Raw genomic sequence first — 21,895 nt, forward strand, 5'->3', positions numbered from 1 at the left:
GCGCAAGCTCGGCATCAGCCCCACCGCGTTCATCGCCGACCGAATCACTCAAGCCAACACCATCCCTCCACTCGAGGTCCTCGTCACGAACGAGTGCCTCCGGCGCTGGGGGCCGATGGACGCGTTGCCAGGGACTCCCAGGGACTCTTTGAGAAGTCTCCGCTATGACGCGTGATCAGCAGGTGACCGGCACCCACCGAACCCGTAGCGGGTACACGTGCGGTGGTGTACAGTTCCGCGCGCGGGGCACGGCATGTGTTCTCGGCATTCCCTGCAGGTGGTGTGGAGGCACTCATGACCAATGTTTGGTACTACGAGCAACACGGCGAATCCACGGGTCCGGTACCTCTTGAGACGCTGCTCAGCGCCGCTCGCGCGGGGCACCTCGGTGAGCAGACTCGCGTATGGAAAGCCGGGATGCCGTCATGGACCACGTGGACGTCCTTACCTGAACTCGCGGCCGCCGCGGGACCTCCGCCGCTGCATCCACTTCCACCGCCACTAGAGCCCCTCCGGGCAGATCGCGCCTGCGTCTTCGGCACAGCCGCCAACAGGCGTGAGCAGCGCCCCTAGCGTCTGGGCGTCGCCACCGCCAGGCCGCGCCATCGTCCCAGCACCGGCGGCGCCACAGTATGCGCGTCGGGTGGCTTCACGACTGACCCCCGTCGACATCGTCACGACCATGGTGCTGTCGGTCGCGACGCTGGGGATTTACGGAACGTCGTGTTCTTCCAGTGCGCGTCAGTACCAAGCGGCCGCCCCGGGACCGGGAAGAGTTTCGACCTCTACTTCTGGCTGTACATTGGGCTCTGGTTGCCTACCATCGTTTTCTGATCGGCTTCTTACCGGTTGGAATCATTCTTCTAATCGGACAAATCATCGCGGGACACTGGCACTCGGCGAGATGCTCGACGCACGGACCGCGGTGGTCGCGCAGAACAGTCTCAATGTGCAGCTCACGTCGAGCGAGGCGCTGAAGGGGTACTGGCTCTTCGGTAACTTCCTCGGTCTGTTTCTCTGTGTGGGCATCATTCCCTTGATTATTCAAGCAGTGAAGCTCTTCGAGGATCACAACCGTATCAGCTCGGTTCTCACACCCGCGTAGTGGGCCTTCACGGTGTTACACAAACGGTCCAGACTGCCAGCGCTACCCCGCATGACGGCGCTTCCGGGGTTCGTGTGGGTCACAGCTGAGGGGGTAGAGCGGGATGGAGGTCGAGTCCGCCGAGTTGGAAGAGGATCGCGGTCTTGAAGTTCTCGCGGTTGCGGAAGCCGCGGCTGCGATGCTTGAGCTCCTGGATGACGGAGTTGATGCCCTCGCAGGCGGCGCTGGTCACGCGGTGGTCGATGTACGTGAAGGATGTTCGCGCGATGGTCTGCCAGGGTGCTTGCGAGCTTGTTGAGCGGCGGGAGCTTCATGGCCTTGAGCGAGCGAATAGGGGAGCTGAGGAAGCGACCCGCGGCAGGCTTGCTGGTGTGCTCCCAGAGGTGACGCAGGAGCTCCTTCATGGCCCAGGCTTTGGCGGTCTTCAGCTCGCTGGTCTTGAGGTCTTCGAAGCGGGCGACGTGTCGGTCGGGGAGGTTCTCCTCGCTGTACAGCCAGAGGTAGCGCGTCTTCGCGAGTGGCGACGTCTCCCTGCCGGGTGAGGCTTGCATGCTCGTTGCGGCGGACCTGGTCCACCGCCGCGGTGGCGCAGTGCATGACGTGGTAGCGGTCGAAGACGATCTTGCGAATCCCGTCGGGGACACTGCGCAGCGTCGAGCTGATGTAGGCCTTCCCCATGTCCATGGCGACGCACTCGATTGCCTCGAGGTCGCTTGGAGTAAGGCGCTTCCAGTACTCGTCGAGGGTGGGCCCGTCCTTTCCATCGCCAATCCACTCCACCGTCTTGGTGTCGAGGTTGCACACGATCGTGAAGTACTCACTGCCCCTGCCGGGAGACTCTCGTCGACGCCCCGCGCGTGGGCGCGGACGGGGTGGCAGCTCGGCGGGCCTGGCCGCGCGCCACCGCCCGTCGCTTGATAGTCATGGCCTCGTCCAGCTGATGCGCAGGATGGCGGCGGCCTTCGCGATGTCGGTCGCCTTCAACATGTCGATCGCGAACCGCTCGAAGAGCAGCGTGAACTGCGACTTGGCCTCCGCCCATGGGAGGACCACCTGCCGAACGCCGTGCTCCTCGCAGCGGACGCGTGGCGGCCCCGCGTGCAGCAGCGTCCGGTACTGGCACGTGTCCAGATGGCGCCACGTTCGCGCCGGCGTGTGGTCGTGGATGGGGCACATCGTCTGGCAGTCGGGGCACGGAACTTCTGTCCGCGCGGGTGCTCCACCCACACGTCCACGCGACCGTCCGTCAGCGCCAGCTCCACCTTCGTGACCTTCCATGGCGCCTGGATGCCAAGCACCGCCTGATAGAGTTCGACGTCGTTCACGCCGCCGAGCGTCGCCCCTCTGGGTCACCCGATCAAGACCCCAATTCCACTCCAACCCCGGAAGCGCCCGCATGACCGGCAAGTGACGTGCACTCTGCGCCCCGCACGGCGCCTGCACCTGCCACCGCCCCTCTCCTTGGCAATGCGTGAATGGGATTACGCGGCTGCCTGCTCGGCGGCCGAGTAGGTGGTTGACAGCCGCAGCTAGGTGCGGGTGAGGGCCAGCCCGCGAAGCTGCGCGCAGATCTCCCCCACCGCCCCAGAGGTCCGACTCTGGAGGATGCTCAGCATCTCGGCGTCGAGCGGGCGAAAGTACATTGCGCGCTGGGCCCACCAAGCGGCCCACTCACTCGCTTCTTCTCGGCGGGAGCACTGGCGCGCCATGAAGGGCGCGATTAGCGGATGGTTGAAGGAGGCGTCTTCGGTGACGGTGCGCATCACGACTTCGACAACGCTCGGGTCCGCGGCCGCGGCGCGCTCGGCCATGTCTATCACGTGCAGCACGTAGTCCACCGCTCGCGGGTCGGCCCCCTCTTGCCGGGCCATCTCCGCAGCGAGCTCACGTGCCTGAGGCAGCGTCTGGGGGTGATGGGTTGCGATGACCGCCAAGTGTCCCCGCGGGACGTTTCCTAGGCGGTTTCGGTCGCAAGAGCTGCTCAATGTGCCTCGCTTCGAGCATAATATCCGCGCGAATGTCCGGCCGGTAGCGCGACAGGACGAGGTCCATCGCCTTCTTGGAGCCGGCGAGTATGGTGGACGCCGCGCCGGTCAACGCGGAGCGCATGACCCCGTTCGGGCCTCGTTGAACGCCTCGGCCGGCGGCGACTCAGGAGCCACTGCGGTTTCGCCGCCCGCGATGCTCTGACCCAGCTCCTTCAACTTGTCATTCCACGCCATACCTAGCCTCCCCTGACAGCGCGGCAGTGTTCGAAGAGCTCGGCCCCGCCGTCGGACGCGATGAAACGCAGCATGTTCTGAATACGATGGGGCCCATAGGGAATCACCTCGTTGATCTTTTCCAGGGTCGCCATTGGCCCCTGGCAAGCCTCAATGGCCCCGGCCTGCAAGGTACTCAGGGAAGAGACAAGGCGCTGACAAGGCTTCGTTCATTCAAGACGCCCAGTAGCGTGGCGTCGACGCTCGCTCCGATGTTTCCGACGTACGCCGTCGCGAAGTTTTCTGCCGAGAAGCATGCTCGCTCAAACCAGCGAAAGGCCGTATTGCGAACGTTGAACCCGATCAGATCGAACGCGGCTGCACCACCGAACTGCCGAATCATGGCGATTCCGGGCAAGCTCGGTACGGCGGCGATGAGGCCGAGCATCTTCTCGGCCATGACCTCCAGCCGAAGGTGACCCGCGTAGATGTGGTACATCTCTTTGGCGACAACGTGTTTGAGTTCGTCGTCGGTGTAGTTGCGAAGAATGCGTGCCGATATCTCAAGGCGCGGTCGTCGCATCCCCTCGCTATCGCACACGTGCGAGTAACTCTCGTACACAAAGATGTCGGGCACGGTGATGCCTAGCACGTCCGCCACCTCGCTAGCTGCTCCGTGGAGCTCCGGGTGTTGCCGCGGAGAAGCGACGCTGCACTTGCCGAGTCGGTCGGGGTACACGCCCTCTTCCTCGAACTCCTCAAAAAATTCGAGAAAAGCGGACTCGGCGACAAACCATTTCTCCAATGCCTTTCGCGTGTCGGCTTCCAGTGGGTCGGCCGCCAACGCGAGCTTCTGTCGGTCCGCGGGCAACACCGCTGCTAGACCTTGCGAGCGGTCATGGTGGTCATGCCGACCGAATTTTGGAAGCGCGTGACGCCGCCGAAAGTCGAACTCTTCCCGATGAGCATCCCGCTCGGGCCATAGCTGCTGCTGGTGTCCCCTTGAGTAACGTCACGCCGAGTGACCATGCCGGTCGCATTTTGAAAGGTGCGCGTGTTTCCGAAAGCCCTTGAGCTACCCATCAGCATCCCGGTGGGCGAATAATACTGTGTGGTCCCGGCGACTTCCCGCGCGCTGAACTGAGGCATCTGAGACGCATTGCGAAACGTTTGAGTGCCACCGAAACTAGAAAGAGTACCGACCCTGCTACCGTTTTGTTCGTCAATCTGAAACATTTGGTCCTCAACTTGCAAGGCTGTCTCGCACTGTGTCGCTATGGAATTCCATGTCCCCGAGTTGATACCACGCTCAGAGCCCCACAACACAGCGGTCTTGCACACTTTCGTTGCTGGCCGATATTGCGACGGCGATGGGCCCCGCCCTATCGGTACACGAGGGGCCGTACTGGCATGCGTTTCGTTCGGGGAGGTCGACACACGACGCGCTGTTCGCGGCGCGGTCGTAATCCCGCAAGTTGCCGTTCGCGGCGAAGGCGGACATCTGCAAGTTCTTCCTCAACGCCACCACGGCGAAGGTCCTCGCCGCGCTTGAGGTGGCGCCTACCAACCTGGGTCCCGGCAAACCAAGCGTAGAGGAACGCCACGGCGAGCGGTACGGCCCCCACGCTACGCGCCGGTGACCCTTCATGGCGAGAACACCCGCGCAGGCCGCGAAGACCAGGAACATGGGAGCGTGGCAGGCCGGCGGTCGCGACATGGCCAACATGGGGATGTCGAGCGCTGCGGCGACAAGCAGACCCAATGCCGCGGCCACGAGCGCGGATGCGAGGGCTACCGTGAAAGGCGCAGACTGCGCGTTGAGGGAACCTGCAGTCATCGTCTCTCCTGGGCGCAGAACCGTAGACCAAAGCTGCCTGACTGCCAATGGCGCTACTCGTCCGGCCCCAGCAGCCGCAGCCGGCCCGTGCTTCCGTCCAGCTCCACGCGGTCGCCTGTGCGGAACATGCTGGTCCCGTGCTGCGTGCCCACGATGCACGGCACGCCGTACTCGCGGGCCACCACGGCGCCGTGCGACACGGCGCTGCCCACGTCGGTGGCGAGACCACCGAGCAGCCCGAAGTAGGGCGTCCAGCCCACGTCCGTGATCGGCGCGATCAGGATCTCGCCGGCCTCGACGGCGCTCGCCTCTTCGAGGGTGCGCACCACGCGCGCTTTGCCGCGGGCGATGCCCACGCTGACGGGCTTGCCGATGACCACGCCGTCGCCAGCGTCGAACACGGGGCGCACGGGCTCGGGGCGGCCCACGAAGATCTCCTCGAAGATCAGGTCCATCTGGTAGGCGTAGGTCTTGCGGCGGGCCACCGCGAGCGTGGCGAGCTGCGTGTCACCGGCGAGGCACGCGGGCAGCTCTTCGTGCGTGAGGAAGAAGACCGCGTCGGCGTCGGGCAAGAGGCCCTCGGCGTGCATGGCGGTGCCGAGCGCGCGGTAGGCGTGCTTGAGGTGCTGCCCGGCCTTCACCAGCAAGGACTTGGTGGTCTCACGGAGGCGCACGGCGTCGTGGGCGCGCGCCACCAGCAGCCTGAGGCCACGGGTCAGCGGCTCGCCCGTGGTGTGCGCGCGCTTCCCCGGCTGTGTGCCGGCGGTGCGACCGCGCAGGGCGCTCTTCATGGAGCGCAGCAGCGGCAACGGGTCGTCGGCCCAGTCGCGCTGGTGCAGCTCCAGCTCGCGCACCGTGCGGTGCCCGTGGCGCAGGAGGTAGGCCTCGAACAGCTCGTGGGCGCGGCCCGCGTCGGTGCTGCGCAGCCACGCCAGCGCGACCTCCGGCTCCGCGTCGGTGAAGCGCGCGCTCACGTGGGGGTGCTTGGCCAGCGCGTCCACGATGCGGTCCACCCCGGCGGCGATGTCGGCGCTCTCCACGTTGGTGGCGCCGCTCAGCAGCTCGGCCACGCGCGCGATGTCCTCGGCGGTGGGGGGCTCGTTCTTGGCGGTGACGCGCAGCAGGATGGGCGCCATGGCGCCGGCCGGTGACGAGCACGCCAAGTGGTGCGTGAAGATGTCCCACCACACGGGCAGGGCGCCGTCGATCTGCCGCCACGCGGCGCGCGCGGAGTTGGCAAAGCGCACGCTCTCGGCCACGGTGCCGAGCTCGTCCACCTGGGCGCGCATTTTGGGCACGCGCTTACCGGCGCCAAGGATGAACGAGCCATAGCGCACCAGGTTGCGGTACTGGACCAGCGGCCCGGCCGGCCGGGGCAGGGCGGCCTCCGCGTCCGGCACGCGCTGCCCACAGATGGCCAGGCACGCCTGCTCGGGCGTGGAGCCGGCGACCTGCGTGCTGATGTGCAGCACCTCGCTGAGGTTCAGGAACATGTGCCCGCTGAACACCGCCACGTAGCGGAACTCGGGCGCCACCCGCTCGAGCGCACCGCACTGCACGTACATGCGCTGCATGGACACGTCGATGCCGCGCGCGGTCAGCGAGCGCGTGAGCGGCGTGATGGCGCCCGGCATCATCTCGCCGATGTTGCACTTGGTGTAGAAGTCGCTGGGCCGCTGAATGATGTCGAGCGCGCGCGGGTCCGCCGCCAGGTGCGTGATGGGGCGCGCCTGCAGGAACACCACGCGGTGGTCGTGGTCCACGGCCCACTCGAGGTCGAGCGGCGCCCCCACGGCGCGCTCGGCCATGCGCGCGTGCTCGGCCAGCTGCTGCAGCGTGGTGTCCGGGCAGCACCGGCTCGGGGCCAGGCTGGTCGCGCTCCACAATGCCGTTCCGTGGATCCAGCTTCAGGTGGTCGGGCGTCACCGCGCCGCTCACCAGCGCCTCGCCTAGGCCGCGCACGGCGTCGATCACCAGCCGGTCGCGGCGCCCACTCACGGGGTCCACGGTGAACAGCACGCCTGCGGCGAAGGCGTCCACCATGCGCTGCACCACCACGGTCATGGTCACGTCGGTGACCTCGCCGCGCGCCTCGCGGTAGGCCGCCGAGCGGGCGTTGCGGGCGCTCGAGAGGCACTCGCCAATGGCGGCCCGCAGCGCGTCCGCGCCGACCACGTTCAGGATGGTCTCGTACTGCCCCGCGAAGGACGCGTCCTCCGAGTCTTCGCCGAGGGCCGAGGAGCGCACCGCCACCGCGCCACCGCCGAGCGCCTCGTAGTGGCGCAGCACCTCCGCGAAGGTCGCGTCATCGAGGCCCGCGCCCTCGGCGCTCACGCTCGCGCCCACCAGCGCGAACGCCGGCGAGCTGGGCAGCCCGAGCTCGAGCAGGCGCCGCAGCCCCTCGGCCTTGCCGCCCACGGGCTGCCCCGCCGTGTCGGCGATGGCCAAGCAGAAGGGCGCGCTCACGCCTCGTCCTCGAAGACGACCGGCTGCAGGAAGCGGTTGACCTCCAGCCAGCCCAGGCACGCGGCGCCGCCTTCGTCGGGCGTGAAGCGCACCAGCGCGCGCTCGTAGCGCGAGGGCTGCGGTGGCGAGAACGCGTGCGTGGCATCGATCTCACACGCGGTCACGCACGTGATGCTGCCGGCCACCTCGGTGCCGTTCTCGTAGCGCGCGTGCACCCGTCCGCTGAAGGGCTGCTGCGCGTCGTCGCTGAACGTCAGGTCGAAGCGCACCGTGTCGATGTCTGCGGTCCCGTCGGCGTGGCTCAGGTAGCCCACCATGATGGGCTCCTCGTCGGGCTCGGCGTCGCCGAACGCCACCGTCACCGCCTGCATCCGGAAGCTCTCGCCGTTGAGCACCAGGAAGCGCCACGTCATGTTCCACATGCGCGGGCCCCAGCTGTGGTCGCGCTCGCCGCGCCCGTCCACCTCGAAGCGCTGGCTGTCCACGCTGAAGTGCCCCGTGATGCGCGTGGGCTGCTCGAAGCGCAGCGCGCTCAGCTCGTCGTGCGAGTGCCCGTCCACGCCGCGGTCGCCCACGCTGTGGCACGCGCCGATGCCGAACACGTCGAGGTCCACCGACACGGGCAGCACGCGCCCCACGCCCGGCCCGGCGATGACGCGCCCGAAGGCGCGGGCACGCACGCGGTTGTGCAGCAGCTCCTCCACCACTTCGCGCTCGAACGACAGCCCCGCCATGCGGTACGACCAGCGCTCCCAGTCGAAGCCCGCGAGCGGCAGCCGCGCCTCGTCCACCGCGATCCAGCGCGCCCCGTCGAACAGGTAGAGCCAGAACCACACGCGCTCTTGCCCCGGCATCACGCCGATGCGCAGGTGCCCCGCGAGGCCGCCGTCGGGCGTGTACCAGTCGTAGAAGAGCGACTCGTTCCACGTGGGATCGGCGGCGTCGAAGGGGTGCGCGTGCTCGTCGGCAGGGCGGATGCCGAACTGGGTCAGCTCCGCGAGGCTGGGGGTGGCGGCGGTCATGGGTCTCGCTGGGGGTCGAAGGCCGGTGTACAGAGTACACGTTCCCGCGGCCGAGCGTCGCGCTGCCTGCACTGGCGCCCAACGGCGCTCTATGGCGACTCGAGCTCTTGGACCGTGTCGATCAGCCTCGCGGCTTTCGCGAGGCGGGCATGCACGTCGGTCATCGAGCGGCCCTTGCGTGTCCACGCCGCGAGCTCCTCGAAGAGCGTCGCGACCGCTTCGCGGAGCGGCGTTGCCGGGTACGCGGTGGCGCCGGCGGCCAGTGGCGGAGGAAGGGGACGGAGCACTGGCGGCGGCTGGACGGGCTCGCGCGTGAGCGTCGGCGCCGTGGAGGCCGCTGCGCGCGGGCCCACCACCGATGAGTGATCGCCCGCGTGCGGTAGCGATCCTTCGGCCTTCGCGAGGAGGAGATCGCAGACGCGATCGTGCGTCGCCTGGATCTCGATAGGCAGCTTCCCGAAGTGGAGTTCTTCGTCGACCTCGGCCTTGACCCGCGCGAGTGCTTCGACGGACGGTTCCTCGAAGGTCGAGCCGTGGTTCGCCAGTCGCTTGCGGAACATCCCGGCCGCGAGCCGCGCGACCTCGTCGGGACCCGTCTCGACGCCGAGCACGCCTTGCAGACCCGCCGAGAGACCTTCGTGATAGGTGGCGACGAAGCACTCGAGCACGCCGTCGCGGGCGTCCTTCGGCGAGATGATGGGCTTCGCGAGCCTCCGGCGAAGGCGCTCGACATAGGCGGCATGAGGCTTGGATTCGACGGCGAGTGACATGGTGGGCTCCTTCAATCTCCTGCGAGCGCCGCGATGAGCACGGCGTCGAGGTCACGTTCGGTCAGGCGGCGTGCGCGCGAGAGCGTCGCGCCAATCCGCTCGACGGCGCGTCGAGCGTCACGGGGGCGTTCGGCGGGGTCGCGGGCCATGAGCTCGGCGACCAACGCATCGACGGGGTCGTCGATCCCCGGAACGAGGCGCGAGGGGAGGACGAGCTCGTCCGAGAGATGCGCCAGCACGGTGGCCATCGGCGTCGCGCGTTCGAACGGCACCTTGCCGGTGAGCATCTCGTACAGCGTGGCGCCGAGCGCGTACACGTCGCCGCGGGGATCCGGAGCCGCGCCGCGCGCGATCTCGGGGGCTAGGTAGTCTGGCGTACCGACCAGCACGCCGTAGCGGGTGAGGCGCGTGTCGCGGTCCGAGGCCAGGGTCGCGAGGCCGAAGTCGAGGAGCCGCGCGCGCCCGTCCCGCGCGAGGATGACGTTCGCGGGCTTCACGTCCCGATGCAGGATCCCCGCGTCGTGCGCGCTCGCGAGCGCGTCTCCGATCTGAGCCGCGATCCCCAGTGCGGCGGCCACGGGCAAGAACCCCTTGCCGGCAATGTGATCGTCGAGTGCCTCGCCGTCGACGAGCTCCATGACGAGGTACGGCGCGCCCTCGAAGACGCCTGCGTCCAGCACGCCCACGATTCCCGGGTGGGCGAGGCGACTCGCGGCCAGTGACTCGCGCCGGAAGCGCTCCACGGACGTTCCGTCGTCGTCGATGCTGTGCAGGAGTCGCTTGATGGCGACGGGCCGATCGAGCGACAGCTGTGTGCCGCGGTGTACGACGCCCATTCCGCCGCGCCCGAGCTCCGCTTCGATGCGATAGCGCCCATCGATGACGACGGCATCCGCGACGCTGGGGGTCGCGATCACGGCGTCCCGCTCCCGCCCCGCAGCGTACGGAGCTCCTCTTCGAGCGCGGCGATCCGGGCGTTCTTCGATGCGACGAGCGCGGCGACGACCTCGGCTTCGAAGCGCTGCGGGATGTGCTGTGGGCAGTTCGCGTCCCAGGCGGTGACGTCGATGATGACCACCTGCTCGGGGCGCGCGTCGTACCCCACTGGCATGAGCGAGGCGAGCAGGGCGGGGTCGTCGTCCACGACGCGCGCTTCACCCCAGATCTTCACGCGCTGCTGGTGCTGGTAGTCGATGAGGAACAGGTGGACCTTCGGGTTCTCGGCGAGGTTCCCGGTGGTGATGTACTGCTTGTTCCCACGGTAGTCGGCAAAGGCGAGCGTCGTGTCGCCGAGCACGCGGAGGAACCCCGCGGGGCCACCGCGATGCTGGATGTAGGGCTGATTCGCCGCGTTGGACGTCGCGAGGAAGAAGCTCGTCTGCATGCCGATGAACTCGGCGACGTCGTCGGTGATCCGGGTCGCCCAGCCTCCGGCGCGCTCCATGCGTGCATAGCCTGCACGCGAGCCTCTCTTCGCTTGGATGGACTTCACGCTGTCCGTGAACGCGACGTCACTCGGGATGGGCAAGGGCTGTGGCATGGTGAAGCTCCGCGAGAAGAGCGGGAAGGAGGGAGGAGGGAAGGGCCGGGCGCCGCCCCCGGCGGACCGGGGGACCATGCGCACGGCGATCAGGCCGCGCGTGCGGGGCTCGTCGCGGGGAAGTCGACGACCGTGGTCGCGACGCTGTTGACGTAGTTGGTCAGCGTGTTGAGCGCGACGTGGAGGACGAGCTCCACGATCTCGGCCTCGCTGTAGCCCGCCTCGCGAACGGAGCGGACTTCGTCGTCGCCGACGTGGCCCCGCTGGCTCACCACGCGCACCGCAAAGCGCACCGCGGCATCGGCCTTCGGGTCGCTCGAGCTGCCCGCACGATTCTTCGCGATCTCGGCGTCGTCGAGCTTGGCGACGTTCTTCCCGACGTAGGTGTGCGCGGCGAGGCAGTAGTCGCAGCCGTTCACTTGGGCCACGGCGAGCGCCACGCGCTCACGGGTCTTGGCATCGAGCGCGCCCTTGCCGAGCGCGCCGTTCAGGCCGAGGTAGCCCTCGAGCGCGGCGGGGCTGTTGCCGACGACGCGGAACAGGTTCGGGACGGATCCGATCTGCTTCTTCACCGCTTCGAGCAGTGGGCGGGACGCTTCGGGCGAAGACTCGATCGATTCGGGGGTGTGGATGCGGGTCATGGGACCTTGCCTTTCGGAGAGGGGTCCCGAGGCGTTGGAGTTCGTCGCCCCGGGATGAATGGCAATCTAGGTGGCGGTACCAGCAACAACAATGGACGGTGGAGTCACTGCACTATTGCGCCGCACGCAATAGTCGAACCGTGCATGGAAGCGACTCGTGTGACCTGCCGTCATGGGCGTCGCGGGCAACGGCGTGGGCACGGATACCTACGACGCGGCGTACCGCCTGGAGTCGATGACGCCAGAGGGCTGCGCGCAGGCGGGCCTCGACACCTTTTCGATCACCTTGATCGGGTGCGTACTCCGCCTCCGTTTGATCTGAGTCAACCTGACACACGATGCCGCCCGCTGAGTCGGAGTGACCCGCGCGGCGCTCCCCAGCGAAGCAAACGAGCGTCACTCTGCCGCCGTTCAGGTTGGCCCGGGAGTTGCTTTGGGGGTCCCGCAACCCCTCCCAATCGAACGTTGGCACCCGCGCGTCTCTCTCCGACGCGCGGCGCGGCCTCCCTTTGTCTCGAGTCACGATGCTGCAGAAAATCATCCGCCGCCCCGCGCCCGACCATCGCGCTTCTCAACCCGAAGGCTCGTGCCGCATCGCTTCACAGCGGTGGACCGTCGCGAGCATCGCCCTGCTGGTGATGGGCTGCGTCCCCGCGCTCCCTCAGGGTCCAGCCCGCGCGCCGCACACGGAGGTCCCCGACGCCTTCGGGGGTGCCCTCGACACCAGCAACTCGGCGCTAGTCGACTGGCACGAGTTCTTCCAGGACCCGCAGCTGGTGGCGCTCATCGAGGTCGCGCTCGAGAACAACCAAGAGCTGAACATCATGGTTCAGGAGATGCTCGTCACCGAGAGCGAGATCATGGCGCGCCGTGGCGAGTACCTCCCGCGTCTCGGCATCGGTGGCGGCGCTGGCATCGAGCGCGTTGGCTCCCACAGCAGCCAGGGCGCTAGCGACGAGCACGTGGGAGTGCGCAGGGACCTACAAGACTACCAAGTGGGGCTCTTCGCCTCCTGGGAGGTCGATGTGTGGCGCCGGCTACGCAACCTGCGCGACGCGGCCGTGCACCGCTACCTCGCCAGCGTCGAGGGACGAAACTTCATGATCACGCGCCTCGTCGCGGAGATCGCCAACCTCTACTACGAGTTGCTCGCGCTGGACGCGCAGCAAGAGGTCATCGTCAACAGCATCGCGCTGCAAGAGAGCGCGCTCGAGTTGGTGCGGTTTCAGCTGCAGTCCGCGCGCGTGACGATGCTGGCCGTGACCCGCTTCGAGGCGCAGCTGCGGGGCTTCCAGGCCGTCCAGTTCGAGATCGCCCAGGCGATCGTGGAGCGCGAGAACCGGCTCAACTTCCTGATGGGGCGCTTCCCGCAGCCCATCCCGCGCAACTCGGCCGACTTCCTCACGCGCGAGCCCATGGCGGTCTACGCAGGGCTTCCGACGGAGCTGCTGGAGAACCGCCCCGACGTGCGGCAGGCGGAGCTCCAGCTCGAAGCAGCGTCGCTGGACGTCCAGAGTGCACGCGCGCGCTTCTACCCGGCGCTGCGCCTGGACGGCGGCGTGGGCCTGCGCTCCTTCAACATCCGACAGCTCATCTCGCCGGGCTCCATCGTCTACGGCGTGTTCGCCAACATCCTCGCGCCGCTCTTCAACCGGAACGACATCACAGCGCAGTACTACGCGTCGAACGCGAGGCAGATGCAGGCGGTGCTGGTCTACGAGCAGGCCATCCTCGGCGCGTTCGTGGAGGTCATGACCTCGCTCAGCCGCATCAACAACCTGCACAGCATGTTCGAGCTGAAGGAGCAGCAGGTGGCGCGGCTGACCGAGTCGGTCGAGATCTCCAACAGCTTGTTCAACTCGGCGCGCGCCGACTACCTCGAGGTGCTGACGACGCGCCGCGACGCCCTCGAGGCGCAGATCGAGCTGATCGAAATTCGCAGGCTGCAGCTCAGCGCCAGCGTGGAGATGTACCGCGCGCTGGGAGGCGGCTGGAGACCCACACCAGGTTCCACCGAAGAGACCGCGGATACCACCGCCGCAGGAGAAGAATGATGTCTAGGCAAACACGGCCGGCGCCGCGAGCACTGTTTCTGTCCTTCCTCTCGATCGCTTGCGTCGCATGCGGGTCGGGCCACGCGGAGGGCCACCACGAAGAAGCGCATCACCCCATCGTGCTGACCAGCCCGGCGGTGATGGACTTCCCCACGAGCGAGGAATACGTCGCCCAGATCCACGCGCGCCGTCACGTCGAAATCCGCGCCTTGGATGAAGGCTACCTGCGCGCCATCCCGGTCCAAGAAGGTCAGGCGGTGACGGCAGGCCAGGTGATGTTCAGGCTCCTTCCGGTGGTCTACCGGGCACGCTTGGATGGCCACCGGGCCGAGCTCAACCTCGCAGAGATTCGTCTGCGAAACGCTCGGCAGTTGTTCGAGCAGCATGTTGTCTCCGACCAGGAACTGGCGATGGCGGAGGCCGAGCGAGACCGGGCGCGGGCCGAGAACGACCTGGCCGACGCCGAGTTTCGCTTCACCAACATCATCGCGCCGTTCGACGGAATCATGGACCGACAGTACGTCCAGGAGGGGAGCTTGGTGGAGGCGGGGGACATGCTCACCACGGTCTCCGACAACAGCATGATGTGGGTGTACTTCAACGTGCCCGAGGCCGACTACCTCCACTTCCGGGCCATCCCGGAGGCGACCGATCCCGCGAATCCACAGTCGCTCCGGATCCCCGAGGTGCGGATCGAGCTCCGCCTCGCGAATGGCGAATTGTTCGATCAGACGGCTGCCGAGACCCTCACCATCGAGTCCACGTTCGACAACGCGACCGGCAACATCCAGTTCAGGGCCGACTTCGCGAACCCGACCGGCCTCCTACGGCACGGACAGACCGGCACGCTGGTGATCAACGAGACGCTGCACGACGTGCTGGTCATCCCACAGCGCGCCGTGTTCGACATCCTCGACAAGCAGTACGTCTTCGTCGTGGACTCGGATGGCGTCGTTCATCAGCGCGAGATCGCCGTCTCCGAAGAGTCGGACGACGTCTTCGTCATTGGCCAAGGGCTCGCGGCCAGCGACCGCATCGTCCTCGAAGGGGTGCGCCAAGTGCATGACGGTGAGCGTATCGAGAGCCCGCAGTTCCGCGACTCGGACGAAGCCCTTTCCCACTTGAAACAACACGCCGAATAGGCCGGTGCCGCCATGTTCACGAAAATTCTCAAGCGTCCAGGCTTGGCGATTGTCCTCTCGATCGTCATCGTCTTTCTCGGCGGTCTCGGCATGGCGAGCCTCCCGATCGCCCAGTTTCCGGACGTGGCTCCGCCGACGGTCTACGTGTCCATCGCGTATCCGGGTGCCAGCGCCAACGTTCTGACCGACTCGGTGCTCGTGCCGCTCGAGCAGTCGATCAACGGCGTGCAGGACATGCGCTACATGGTCTCGAGCGCCACGAGCGCCGGTGAGGCCACGATCGCGATCTTCTTCGAGCCGGGGACGGATCCGAACATCAACGTCGTGAACGTGCAGAACCGAGTCAACATCATGTTGAGTCGCTTACCGCCGCTCGTGGTGCGCGAGGGCATCCTGGTCAGTCAGGTGGTGCCCAGCATGCTGATGTACCTGAACATCTTCAGCACGGACCCGAACGCGAATCAGACGGACCTCTTCAACTACGCCAACGTCTACATCATGCCCGTCTTGAAGCGCATTCAGGGCATGGGAATTCCGCGAAACCTGGGTAACCGGAGCTTCGCGATGCGCATCTGGCTGAACCCAGAGCGCATGCGTGCGTACGATATCTCCGTGGAGGACGTCATGGAGGCCATCGCGGAGCAGAGCATCATCGGCTCCCCGGGTCGGCTCGGTCAGGCCACTGGCATGGTGTCGCAGTCGCGCGAGTACGTTCTCACGTACGTCGGTCGCTACAACGAGCCGGAGCAGTACGGCAACATCATCCTCCGGGCCAGGCCCAACGGCGAGATCCTGCGGCTCCGCGACATCTGCGTCAGGCCCACGACCTCGGAACCCATCACCACACAGGTTGGGGACGACCATGGTGATGACGACGAGCCCGCTGCGGGCGCCGATGCCACCGAGGCCCATGCGGCCGCGCCGGGGCAGGTGACGCATGAGCACGAGGGGGTCGAGCTCGGCTCGGAGTTCTTTGACATCTATTCGGACGTCGATGGTCACCCAACGGCGTCCATCGTCCTCAAGCAGGCGCCCGGATCCAACGCGGCCGAGATCATCGAAGAGGTCAAGGCGACCCTCGACGAACTGCGCGAGTCGTTCCCGCCCGGCATGGACTACGAGATCGCGTACGACGTCTCCCGCTTCGTGGACGCGTCCATCGAGCAGGTGCTCCATACCTTGCTCGAGGCGTTCCTGCTGGTGTCGCTCGTGGTCTTCATGTTCCTCGGCGACGTCCGCTCCACGCTCATCCCCACGCTCGCCGTGCCGGTGTCGCTGATCGGCAGCTTCTTCGTGCTGCAGCTGATGGGCTTCTCCATCAACCTGATCACGCTCTTCGCCATGGTCTTGGCCATCGGCGTCGTCGTCGACGACGCCATCGTGGTGGTCGAGGCGGTGCACGCCAAGATGGCCGAGAAGCACCTGTCACCCTACCGTGCGACGTGGGAGGTGCTCCACGAGATCAGCGGCGCCATCATCGCCATCACCTTGGTGATGACCGCCGTGTTCGTCCCGGTCTGCTTCGTTCCGGGGCCCGTCGGCGTCTTCTACCGACAGTTCGGCGTCACCATGGCGTCGACGATCGTCCTCTCCGGCGTCGTCGCGCTGACGCTCACGCCGGTGCTCTGCGCGATGATCCTGAAGCCCCACGAGCACTCCCCCGAGGGGCATGGAGAGCACGGAGACCACGCGAAGCCAGGCCTGCGAGACCAGATTCGGGCGCTGAGCCGTCGGGACATCTTGGTGTTCGTTCTCCTCGGGGCCCCTGCGATGCTCGGCATCACGTACCTGGCTCACATGCTGTGGGGGCCGATTGGGTTCCTGCTGCTCCTCGTCCCGTTCGTGCAGGGCCCTTTCAGCCGCGGCATCGACAAGGTCACGAACTTCTATGCGCTCCGCCTGCTCAAGCCCGTCGTCGCGCGCCGTCTGGTGACTGCAGGCGTCATCGGGTTGTTCGTCTGCGGCATCGTGAGCGAGAGCGCCCTCCTGCCCAGCGGTTTCATCCCTGGCGAAGACCAGGGCATCATCTACGCGGTGCTCCAGACACCCCCAGGCTCGACGCTGGAGTACACCAACGAGAAGTCGCAAGAGCTGGAGCGCATCGCGCACCAGGTCGAGGGCATCGCCTCGGTCACCTCCGTGGCCGGCTACGAGATCCTGACGGAGGGTCGCGGCTCCAATGCCGGGACTTTGATCATCAATTTGGAGGACTGGTCCGAGCGCTCGATGACGGCGAGCGAGATCATCGAAGAGCTGGAGGAGAGGACTCGCGAGATGACGGACATCAAGCTCGAGTTTTTCGAGCCGCCCGCCATCCCAGGCTTCGGCGCGGCGGGCGGTATCGCCATGCGCGTGCTCGACGAAACGCAGTCGAGCACGCCGGACTACGAGCGCCTCGGGACCGTCACCAACGAGTTCATGGAGGCCCTGCACGATCGCCCTGAAGTCGGCAGCGTGTTCACGTTCTACGCCTCCGACTACCCGCAGTACGAGCTGATCATCGACAACGACGTGGCCATGCAGAAGGGCGTGTCGATCGAGGCGGCCCTGAACAACCTCAACATCCTCATCGGCAGCACCTACGAGCAGGGCTTCGTTCGATTCAACCAGTTCTACAAGGTCTACGTTCAAGCGTGGCCCGAGTTCCGGCGGATGCCCGACGACCTGGATGACCTCTTCGTGCGGAACGAAGAGGGGGAGATGGTGCCGTACTCGTCGTTCATGCGCATCGAGAGGCGCCAGGGCCTCAACGAGATCACCCGCTACAACCTATACCCGTCGGCCGCCATCCAGCTGGTTCCAGCGGCGGGCTACTCGACGGGGCAGGCCATCGAGGCAGTGCGTGAGGTCGCCGAGGTGACGCTGCCGCGCGGGTACGACGTCGGCTGGGAGGGCCTCGCGTGGGACGAGTCGAGGCAAGGGAACGCGGCGCTCTACATCTTCATGGTCGTCGTCACGTTCGTGTACCTGGTGCTCGTGGCGCAGTACGAGAGCTTCCTCATTCCGCTGGCCGTCATCTTCTCGCTGCCGGTCGGAATCTTCGGTTCGTTCTTCTTGCTGCAAGCCGTCGGGCTCGCCAACGACGTGTGGGCCCAGCTCGGAATGATCATGCTCGTCGGTCTACTCGGGAAGAACGCGATCCTGATCGTGGAGTTCGCCGTGCAGCGAAGACACGAGGGCGCGTCGATCGAGGACGCCGCCATCGAAGCCGGAAAGCTCCGCTTCAGGCCCATCCAGATGACGTCGTTCGCCTTCATCGCGGGCCTCGTCCCGCTGGTGGTCTCGCACGGCGCCGGCGCCATCGGAAACCGGACCATCGGCGTCGCGGGGGTTGGCGGGATGCTCTTGGGCACGGTGGTCGGCGTGATCGTCATCCCCGGCCTCTACTACCTGTTCGCGCGGATCTCCGACGGGAGGAAGCTGCTGCGCGACGAGGTGGACACGCCGCTCAGCGAGCCGTCCGAAGACACTCCCTTCACCTTCGAAGACGCCATCGACGAGGATCCCGTCGTCGAACTCTCGCCGGAGGTCGTGATGGAGGAGGCGGTGCCGGTCGCACCAGTGGAGGAGCCGTCGCCGCCAGCGCCCGTGGTGGAGCCGGTGCCGGTAGAGGTTGACGGAACCGAGGAGGCGTAGCTGGCTCTCGCCAGGACGGACCACCCATGGAAGCCCTCCTTCTCACGATCGTATTCCTCGTCCTCGCGGGCGTCGGCCTTGGCGTCTGGTGGTTCTCGGCAGACCACGTGGGCAAGCGGCGCCTGAGGAGCGTGGCGTCGACACCCATCGCCAAAGCCCAAGAGGGAGCCTTGGTGAAGATCACCGGACGCTTGGTGCTCGCGGAACAAGCCGAGCTCGAAGGACCGCTCACGGGTCGGCGCTGCGTCGCCTATGTGGTCGAAGTGAAGGAGCGCACGCAGTCGGGCGCCAAGGCGAACTGGGACACGATCATCGCGAAAGACAACGCTGTCGCGTTCGTTGTCGAGGACGACACCGGAAGGGCGCTCGTGGTGGCTTCGGGTGCCCACCTCATCCTCGTGCGCGATGGACACGTCCGGTCGGGGTCACTCGGCGACCACGCCGAGCGGGCCGAGGCATTCCTGAAGGTGCACGGGACGCCGAGCGAGAACATCCTCAGGATGAAGAGGTCGCTCCACTACGAGGAGGGCGTCCTCGAGCGCGGGGAAGAGGTCTCGGTTCTGGGCGTTGCCGCATGGGAGCAGGTCCCTGACTTCATGCGGAGCGAGGGCCAGGAAGGCGGCGCGAGGTGCTTGGTCTTGCGTCCTCTGCGCGGGGGCTCGTTGACCATCAGCGACGACCCGCTGACGATCTGACGGCTCACTGGCGTTGGGTGCCCGCGCTCGGCGGCATCCATGGAGTGCCTGGAATTCAGGTTCGCTAGCGGGTCGTCGTGGAGAGCGTCACCGTCGCTCGTCGGCCACGAGCAAGGGCACGTACGAGCACGTCTACGGACGGCGACGTCTGCGTGGGCTTGGGGCTTCTTTGGATCAGCGAATCGTCGGAGCCACCTGGCCGCCCAACGCCCCCAAGATGCGCTCCACGTGGCGAGCCTCCACCAAGCCCGCGCGCACGCAGCGGACGTGTCCGCCCGGATCCACCAGCACGTGCACGGGCAACGAGCCGGCACCCTGATACCCAGCGGCCGCCAGCACGCGCGGCAGCTCCGTGGGGTCGGTGAGGCGTGGCGAAGCCGCCGTGAACGAGTGTGCGCTGCGGAACGTGGTCACCGCTTCATCCGTGGTGTCGGCCGACAAGAAGCGCAGCGCGACCGGACCGTCGGCGAGCGAGCGCTGCAGCACGGGCATCTCTTCCAGGCACGGCCGGCACCAGGTGGCCCACACGTTGACCCAGGTCCACTTGTCCGGGTTCGGGGCGGGCAGCTCGGTGGCGTTGGGCCACGACCAAGCGGGCGCGTTGTCCGGGGCATGCGCCACGTCGCACACGTCGCGCAGCACGGCGTCGATGTCGCCCTGCGCGGTGGTCACGGACTCGAAGCGCGAGGGGGGCGGGGCATCGGCGGCGGGCTCACCACCGCAGCTCAGCACCAAGAGCGCAAAGGGCAGGGAGAGGGCGCGGCGGGTCATAGCTGGCAGTCGATCCAGGCGATGAAGGCGCTGCGGTTCAGGTCCGAGGTGCGGCACTCGCCCTCGCCACCCGAGCGCTGCCACGAGCAGAACTGCTCATCGAGCTGCGCGAACTCTTCACCGAGCCACAGCAGGCCCACCTCGCGGTCGAGGTCGGGGTCCTGGTAGTTGGCGCGCAGGTGCGCGAGCACGGCGTTGGCGCGCGCCTCGCTCAGCTCGCGGTTGTAGCGGACGCTGCCCTCGGGCGACGAGCGCGACACCACGAAGAAGTAGCTGGCGCCCTGCTGGTCCGCGAAGATGCGGTCCACCAGCGCCTGGTCGGCGGCGTCCAGCGTGCCCTCGTTCTGCTCGAACTGGATGACGCCCGCGCGCTGGGCCATGGGCATGAACAGCGCGTTGAAGTCGTCGCCCGCGAGGCTCGCCACCTGGCGCGCGTCGGCGGGCTGACAGCCGCGCACGCCGCCGGCCTCGAGCAGGCCGCAGCTCTGCAGCACGCGGCGCAGCACGGCCTTGAGCTCGGGCGTGCAGTAGGCGGCGTTGGCGGCCTCGGCCACGGCCGCGGTGGGCGGCGCGGGGGTGGCGGCCAGGGCCACCATGCGGTCGCCGGACTGCTTCACCCAGAAGGCGGGCAGGGCGGTGGCCGTGCCCAGGAACACAGCCGCCAGCAGCAGCAGGATGGGGGTCTTCATCGGGCACCTCCTTGCGCCACGGCGGGCGTCTCCAGCATGCGGCTGAGCGTGTACTCGAGCCCGAGGTCCGTGTCTTCGTTACACACCTTGCGGCCGTCCACGAACAGCTGCGGGGTGAGCACCGGGATCTGGTTGCTCACCGCCCAGCGCAGGCCGCGGTTGAGGCGCTGGCCGATGCGGGCGGAGCCCACGCAGCCGCGCGTGTCGGGGAACTGCTCGGTCACCATGCGCGCCGCGCTGCCCTCGGTGGCGCGCTCGGCGGCCGTGATGGCTGGCTGGTTCTCGAAGGCCCAGTCCAAGATGGCGTTGGCCTGGCTCGGCTCGCACAGCATGGCCTCGGAGACGGCGCAGGCGCCCGGGTGCAGCGAGCTGCTCACCATCCAGTTGCACGCGTTGTCGAGCGGGAAGAGCAGCGCCTTGCGGCTGAGCTGCGCGTCGAGCCCGCTGGCCTCGAGCCGGCCCTCGAGGCCGCGACAGGAGGGGCAGAGCGGATCCAGCACCTCGATGGTGGGGCGCCCGGTGGCCGAGCCGCCCAGCGAGACCAGTAGGTCGTTGGGGATCTGCGGGTTGCGCAGCTCGCCGCAGCCGCCCGCGAACTCCGAGTAGTCCGGCATGGAGGCCACGTAGCCCGCGATGGGCAGCGCGATGAACAGCAGGCCCACCGGGATGGCCAGCATCTCGCGGCGGAAGCTCGGGTCGGCGTCGGGTGCGACGGGCTGCTTGTGTGCCGCCCAGACCAGGCCGATGGCCGTCAGGAAGCCGAGCGTGCTCGACGTGTAGATGCCGATGCAGAGCTTGCAGGCCGCGTCCAGCTCCACCAGCGCCAGGTAGCCCATGACGCAGCTGGTGATGAGCGGCACGGTCCACGCCAGCAGCGTGAAGTACGCGGCGTTGCGCTCGGTGTGGCGCTTGCTGGCCAGCAGGTACGAGCCCCAGAAGCCGAGGAACGCGAAGAGCGCCATGCCGGGCAGGGACACCGGGATGCCGCCCCAGACCTTCGTGCGCAGCACTGACGAGTAGCGGCTCATCAGCGTGACTTGGCAGCCTTCGCTGTCGGAGGCGGCGGCTTGCACACCGGGCAGGAACGAGCAGTGGATGTTGTGGACCTGGCGGTCCAGATGGTTCGCGAAGTCGAGCGTCGCGTAGCTGGCGAAGAACATGCCGAGCAGGGCAAAGGCGACGGTGGCCGCGGTGAGGTTGCGTGTCATGGGGCTCCTGTGGGTCGGTGGGGAGACCCTGGCCGATCGGGCCGGAGTGTTGGCCCACTCCAGCGAAGGTCAAGGCCGTTCGCACTTTCGAGGCCTGCCGAACCCCCATCTGCCCAGC

Annotated in this window: 20 protein-coding genes and 2 pseudogenes; 7 read left to right on the forward strand and 15 right to left on the reverse strand. The window is 67.3% G+C overall.

Annotated features, from left to right (window positions below; all coding sequences use genetic code 11):
* The first annotated feature begins 294 nt into the window (after positions 1-294).
* Positions 295-573, forward strand: coding sequence for a DUF4339 domain-containing protein (locus tag IPI43_27690; GenBank protein MBK7777852.1), 279 nt, complete (start codon positions 295-297; stop codon positions 571-573).
* A 331-nt stretch (positions 574-904) separates the two neighbouring features.
* Positions 905-1,105 (forward strand): hypothetical protein, encoded by a 201-nt coding sequence (locus tag IPI43_27695; protein MBK7777853.1) that lies wholly within the window; start codon positions 905-907, stop codon positions 1,103-1,105.
* Between the two features lie 79 nt (positions 1,106-1,184).
* Here IPI43_27695 and IPI43_27700 read toward each other — a convergent pair whose 3' ends face one another.
* The 12 genes and pseudogenes from IPI43_27700 to IPI43_27755 all read right to left on the reverse strand — a co-directional run bounded on the left by IPI43_27700 (position 1,185) and on the right by IPI43_27755 (position 11,582).
* Positions 1,185-1,337, reverse strand: a complete 153-nt coding sequence (locus tag IPI43_27700) for a transposase (GenBank protein ID MBK7777854.1) — start codon at positions 1,335-1,337, stop codon at positions 1,185-1,187.
* Between the two features lie 13 nt (positions 1,338-1,350).
* A pseudogene (locus IPI43_27705) lies at positions 1,351-1,869 on the reverse strand (transposase).
* Positions 1,870-2,170: 301 nt separating this feature from the next.
* Positions 2,171-2,503, reverse strand: a pseudogene (locus IPI43_27710) (transposase family protein).
* Positions 2,504-2,634: 131 nt separating this feature from the next.
* Positions 2,635-2,943 carry a hypothetical protein gene (locus IPI43_27715; protein ID MBK7777855.1) on the reverse strand — a complete coding sequence of 103 codons (309 nt, stop codon included), beginning with the start codon at positions 2,941-2,943 and terminating at the stop codon, positions 2,635-2,637.
* 559 nt (positions 2,944-3,502) lie between these two features.
* Positions 3,503-4,180, reverse strand: coding sequence for a hypothetical protein (locus IPI43_27720; protein ID MBK7777856.1), 678 nt, complete (start codon positions 4,178-4,180; stop codon positions 3,503-3,505).
* 5 nt (positions 4,181-4,185) lie between these two features.
* Complete coding sequence (locus tag IPI43_27725; protein ID MBK7777857.1) at positions 4,186-4,542, reverse strand: hypothetical protein; 357 nt, start codon at positions 4,540-4,542, stop codon at positions 4,186-4,188.
* A gap of 654 nt (positions 4,543-5,196) precedes the next feature.
* Complete coding sequence (locus IPI43_27730) at positions 5,197-6,951, reverse strand: pyruvate, water dikinase (GenBank protein ID MBK7777858.1); 1,755 nt, start codon at positions 6,949-6,951, stop codon at positions 5,197-5,199.
* Positions 6,952-7,605: 654 nt separating this feature from the next.
* Complete coding sequence (locus IPI43_27735; GenBank protein ID MBK7777859.1) at positions 7,606-8,631, reverse strand: hypothetical protein; 1,026 nt, start codon at positions 8,629-8,631, stop codon at positions 7,606-7,608.
* Between the two features lie 89 nt (positions 8,632-8,720).
* Positions 8,721-9,401 (reverse strand): hypothetical protein, encoded by a 681-nt coding sequence (locus tag IPI43_27740; GenBank protein MBK7777860.1) that lies wholly within the window; start codon positions 9,399-9,401, stop codon positions 8,721-8,723.
* A gap of 11 nt (positions 9,402-9,412) precedes the next feature.
* The gene (locus tag IPI43_27745; GenBank protein ID MBK7777861.1) at positions 9,413-10,318 is read right to left on the reverse strand and encodes a serine/threonine protein kinase; all 906 of its coding nucleotides are present in this window, start codon (positions 10,316-10,318) and stop codon (positions 9,413-9,415) included.
* The gene (locus tag IPI43_27750) at positions 10,315-10,941 is read right to left on the reverse strand and encodes a pyridoxamine 5'-phosphate oxidase family protein (GenBank protein ID MBK7777862.1); all 627 of its coding nucleotides are present in this window, start codon (positions 10,939-10,941) and stop codon (positions 10,315-10,317) included. Before IPI43_27750 ends, IPI43_27745 begins: the two co-directional genes overlap by 4 nt.
* A gap of 89 nt (positions 10,942-11,030) precedes the next feature.
* Positions 11,031-11,582 (reverse strand): carboxymuconolactone decarboxylase family protein, encoded by a 552-nt coding sequence (locus tag IPI43_27755; GenBank protein ID MBK7777863.1) that lies wholly within the window; start codon positions 11,580-11,582, stop codon positions 11,031-11,033.
* Positions 11,583-11,754: 172 nt separating this feature from the next.
* On the opposite strand from IPI43_27755, the gene IPI43_27760 reads away from it, so the two are divergent.
* From IPI43_27760 to IPI43_27780, 5 genes are all read left to right on the forward strand, one after another.
* Entirely contained in the window at positions 11,755-11,904 is a 150-nt protein-coding gene (locus IPI43_27760; protein ID MBK7777864.1) for a hypothetical protein, read from the forward strand.
* Positions 11,905-12,220: 316 nt separating this feature from the next.
* The gene (locus IPI43_27765; GenBank protein ID MBK7777865.1) at positions 12,221-13,636 is read left to right on the forward strand and encodes an efflux transporter outer membrane subunit; all 1,416 of its coding nucleotides are present in this window, start codon (positions 12,221-12,223) and stop codon (positions 13,634-13,636) included.
* Positions 13,636-14,778 carry an efflux RND transporter periplasmic adaptor subunit gene (locus tag IPI43_27770; protein MBK7777866.1) on the forward strand — a complete coding sequence of 381 codons (1,143 nt, stop codon included), beginning with the start codon at positions 13,636-13,638 and terminating at the stop codon, positions 14,776-14,778. The genes IPI43_27765 and IPI43_27770 overlap by 1 nt, the downstream gene beginning before the upstream one ends.
* A gap of 12 nt (positions 14,779-14,790) precedes the next feature.
* Positions 14,791-18,414, forward strand: a complete 3,624-nt coding sequence (locus IPI43_27775) for an efflux RND transporter permease subunit (GenBank protein ID MBK7777867.1) — start codon at positions 14,791-14,793, stop codon at positions 18,412-18,414.
* A 26-nt stretch (positions 18,415-18,440) separates the two neighbouring features.
* On the forward strand, positions 18,441-19,109 hold the full coding sequence (locus tag IPI43_27780) for a hypothetical protein (GenBank protein MBK7777868.1): 669 nt from the start codon (positions 18,441-18,443) through the stop codon (positions 19,107-19,109).
* Positions 19,110-19,283: 174 nt separating this feature from the next.
* On the opposite strand, the gene IPI43_27785 is transcribed toward IPI43_27780, so the two are convergent.
* Genes IPI43_27785 through IPI43_27795 form a run of 3 tightly spaced genes read right to left on the reverse strand, consistent with a single transcriptional unit; the run spans position 19,284 to position 21,777 of the window.
* The gene (locus IPI43_27785) at positions 19,284-19,880 is read right to left on the reverse strand and encodes a TlpA family protein disulfide reductase (protein ID MBK7777869.1); all 597 of its coding nucleotides are present in this window, start codon (positions 19,878-19,880) and stop codon (positions 19,284-19,286) included.
* Positions 19,877-20,569 carry a DUF1471 domain-containing protein gene (locus tag IPI43_27790; GenBank protein ID MBK7777870.1) on the reverse strand — a complete coding sequence of 231 codons (693 nt, stop codon included), beginning with the start codon at positions 20,567-20,569 and terminating at the stop codon, positions 19,877-19,879. Before IPI43_27790 ends, IPI43_27785 begins: the two co-directional genes overlap by 4 nt.
* A complete protein-coding gene (locus IPI43_27795; GenBank protein ID MBK7777871.1) occupies positions 20,566-21,777 on the reverse strand; it encodes a hypothetical protein in 1,212 nt (403 codons plus the stop codon). Before IPI43_27795 ends, IPI43_27790 begins: the two co-directional genes overlap by 4 nt.
* Positions 21,778-21,895 lie beyond the last annotated feature (118 nt).

The organism is Sandaracinaceae bacterium (genome assembly GCA_016706685.1).
GTDB lineage: Bacteria > Myxococcota_A > Polyangia > Polyangiales > Houyiibacteriaceae > JADJJE01.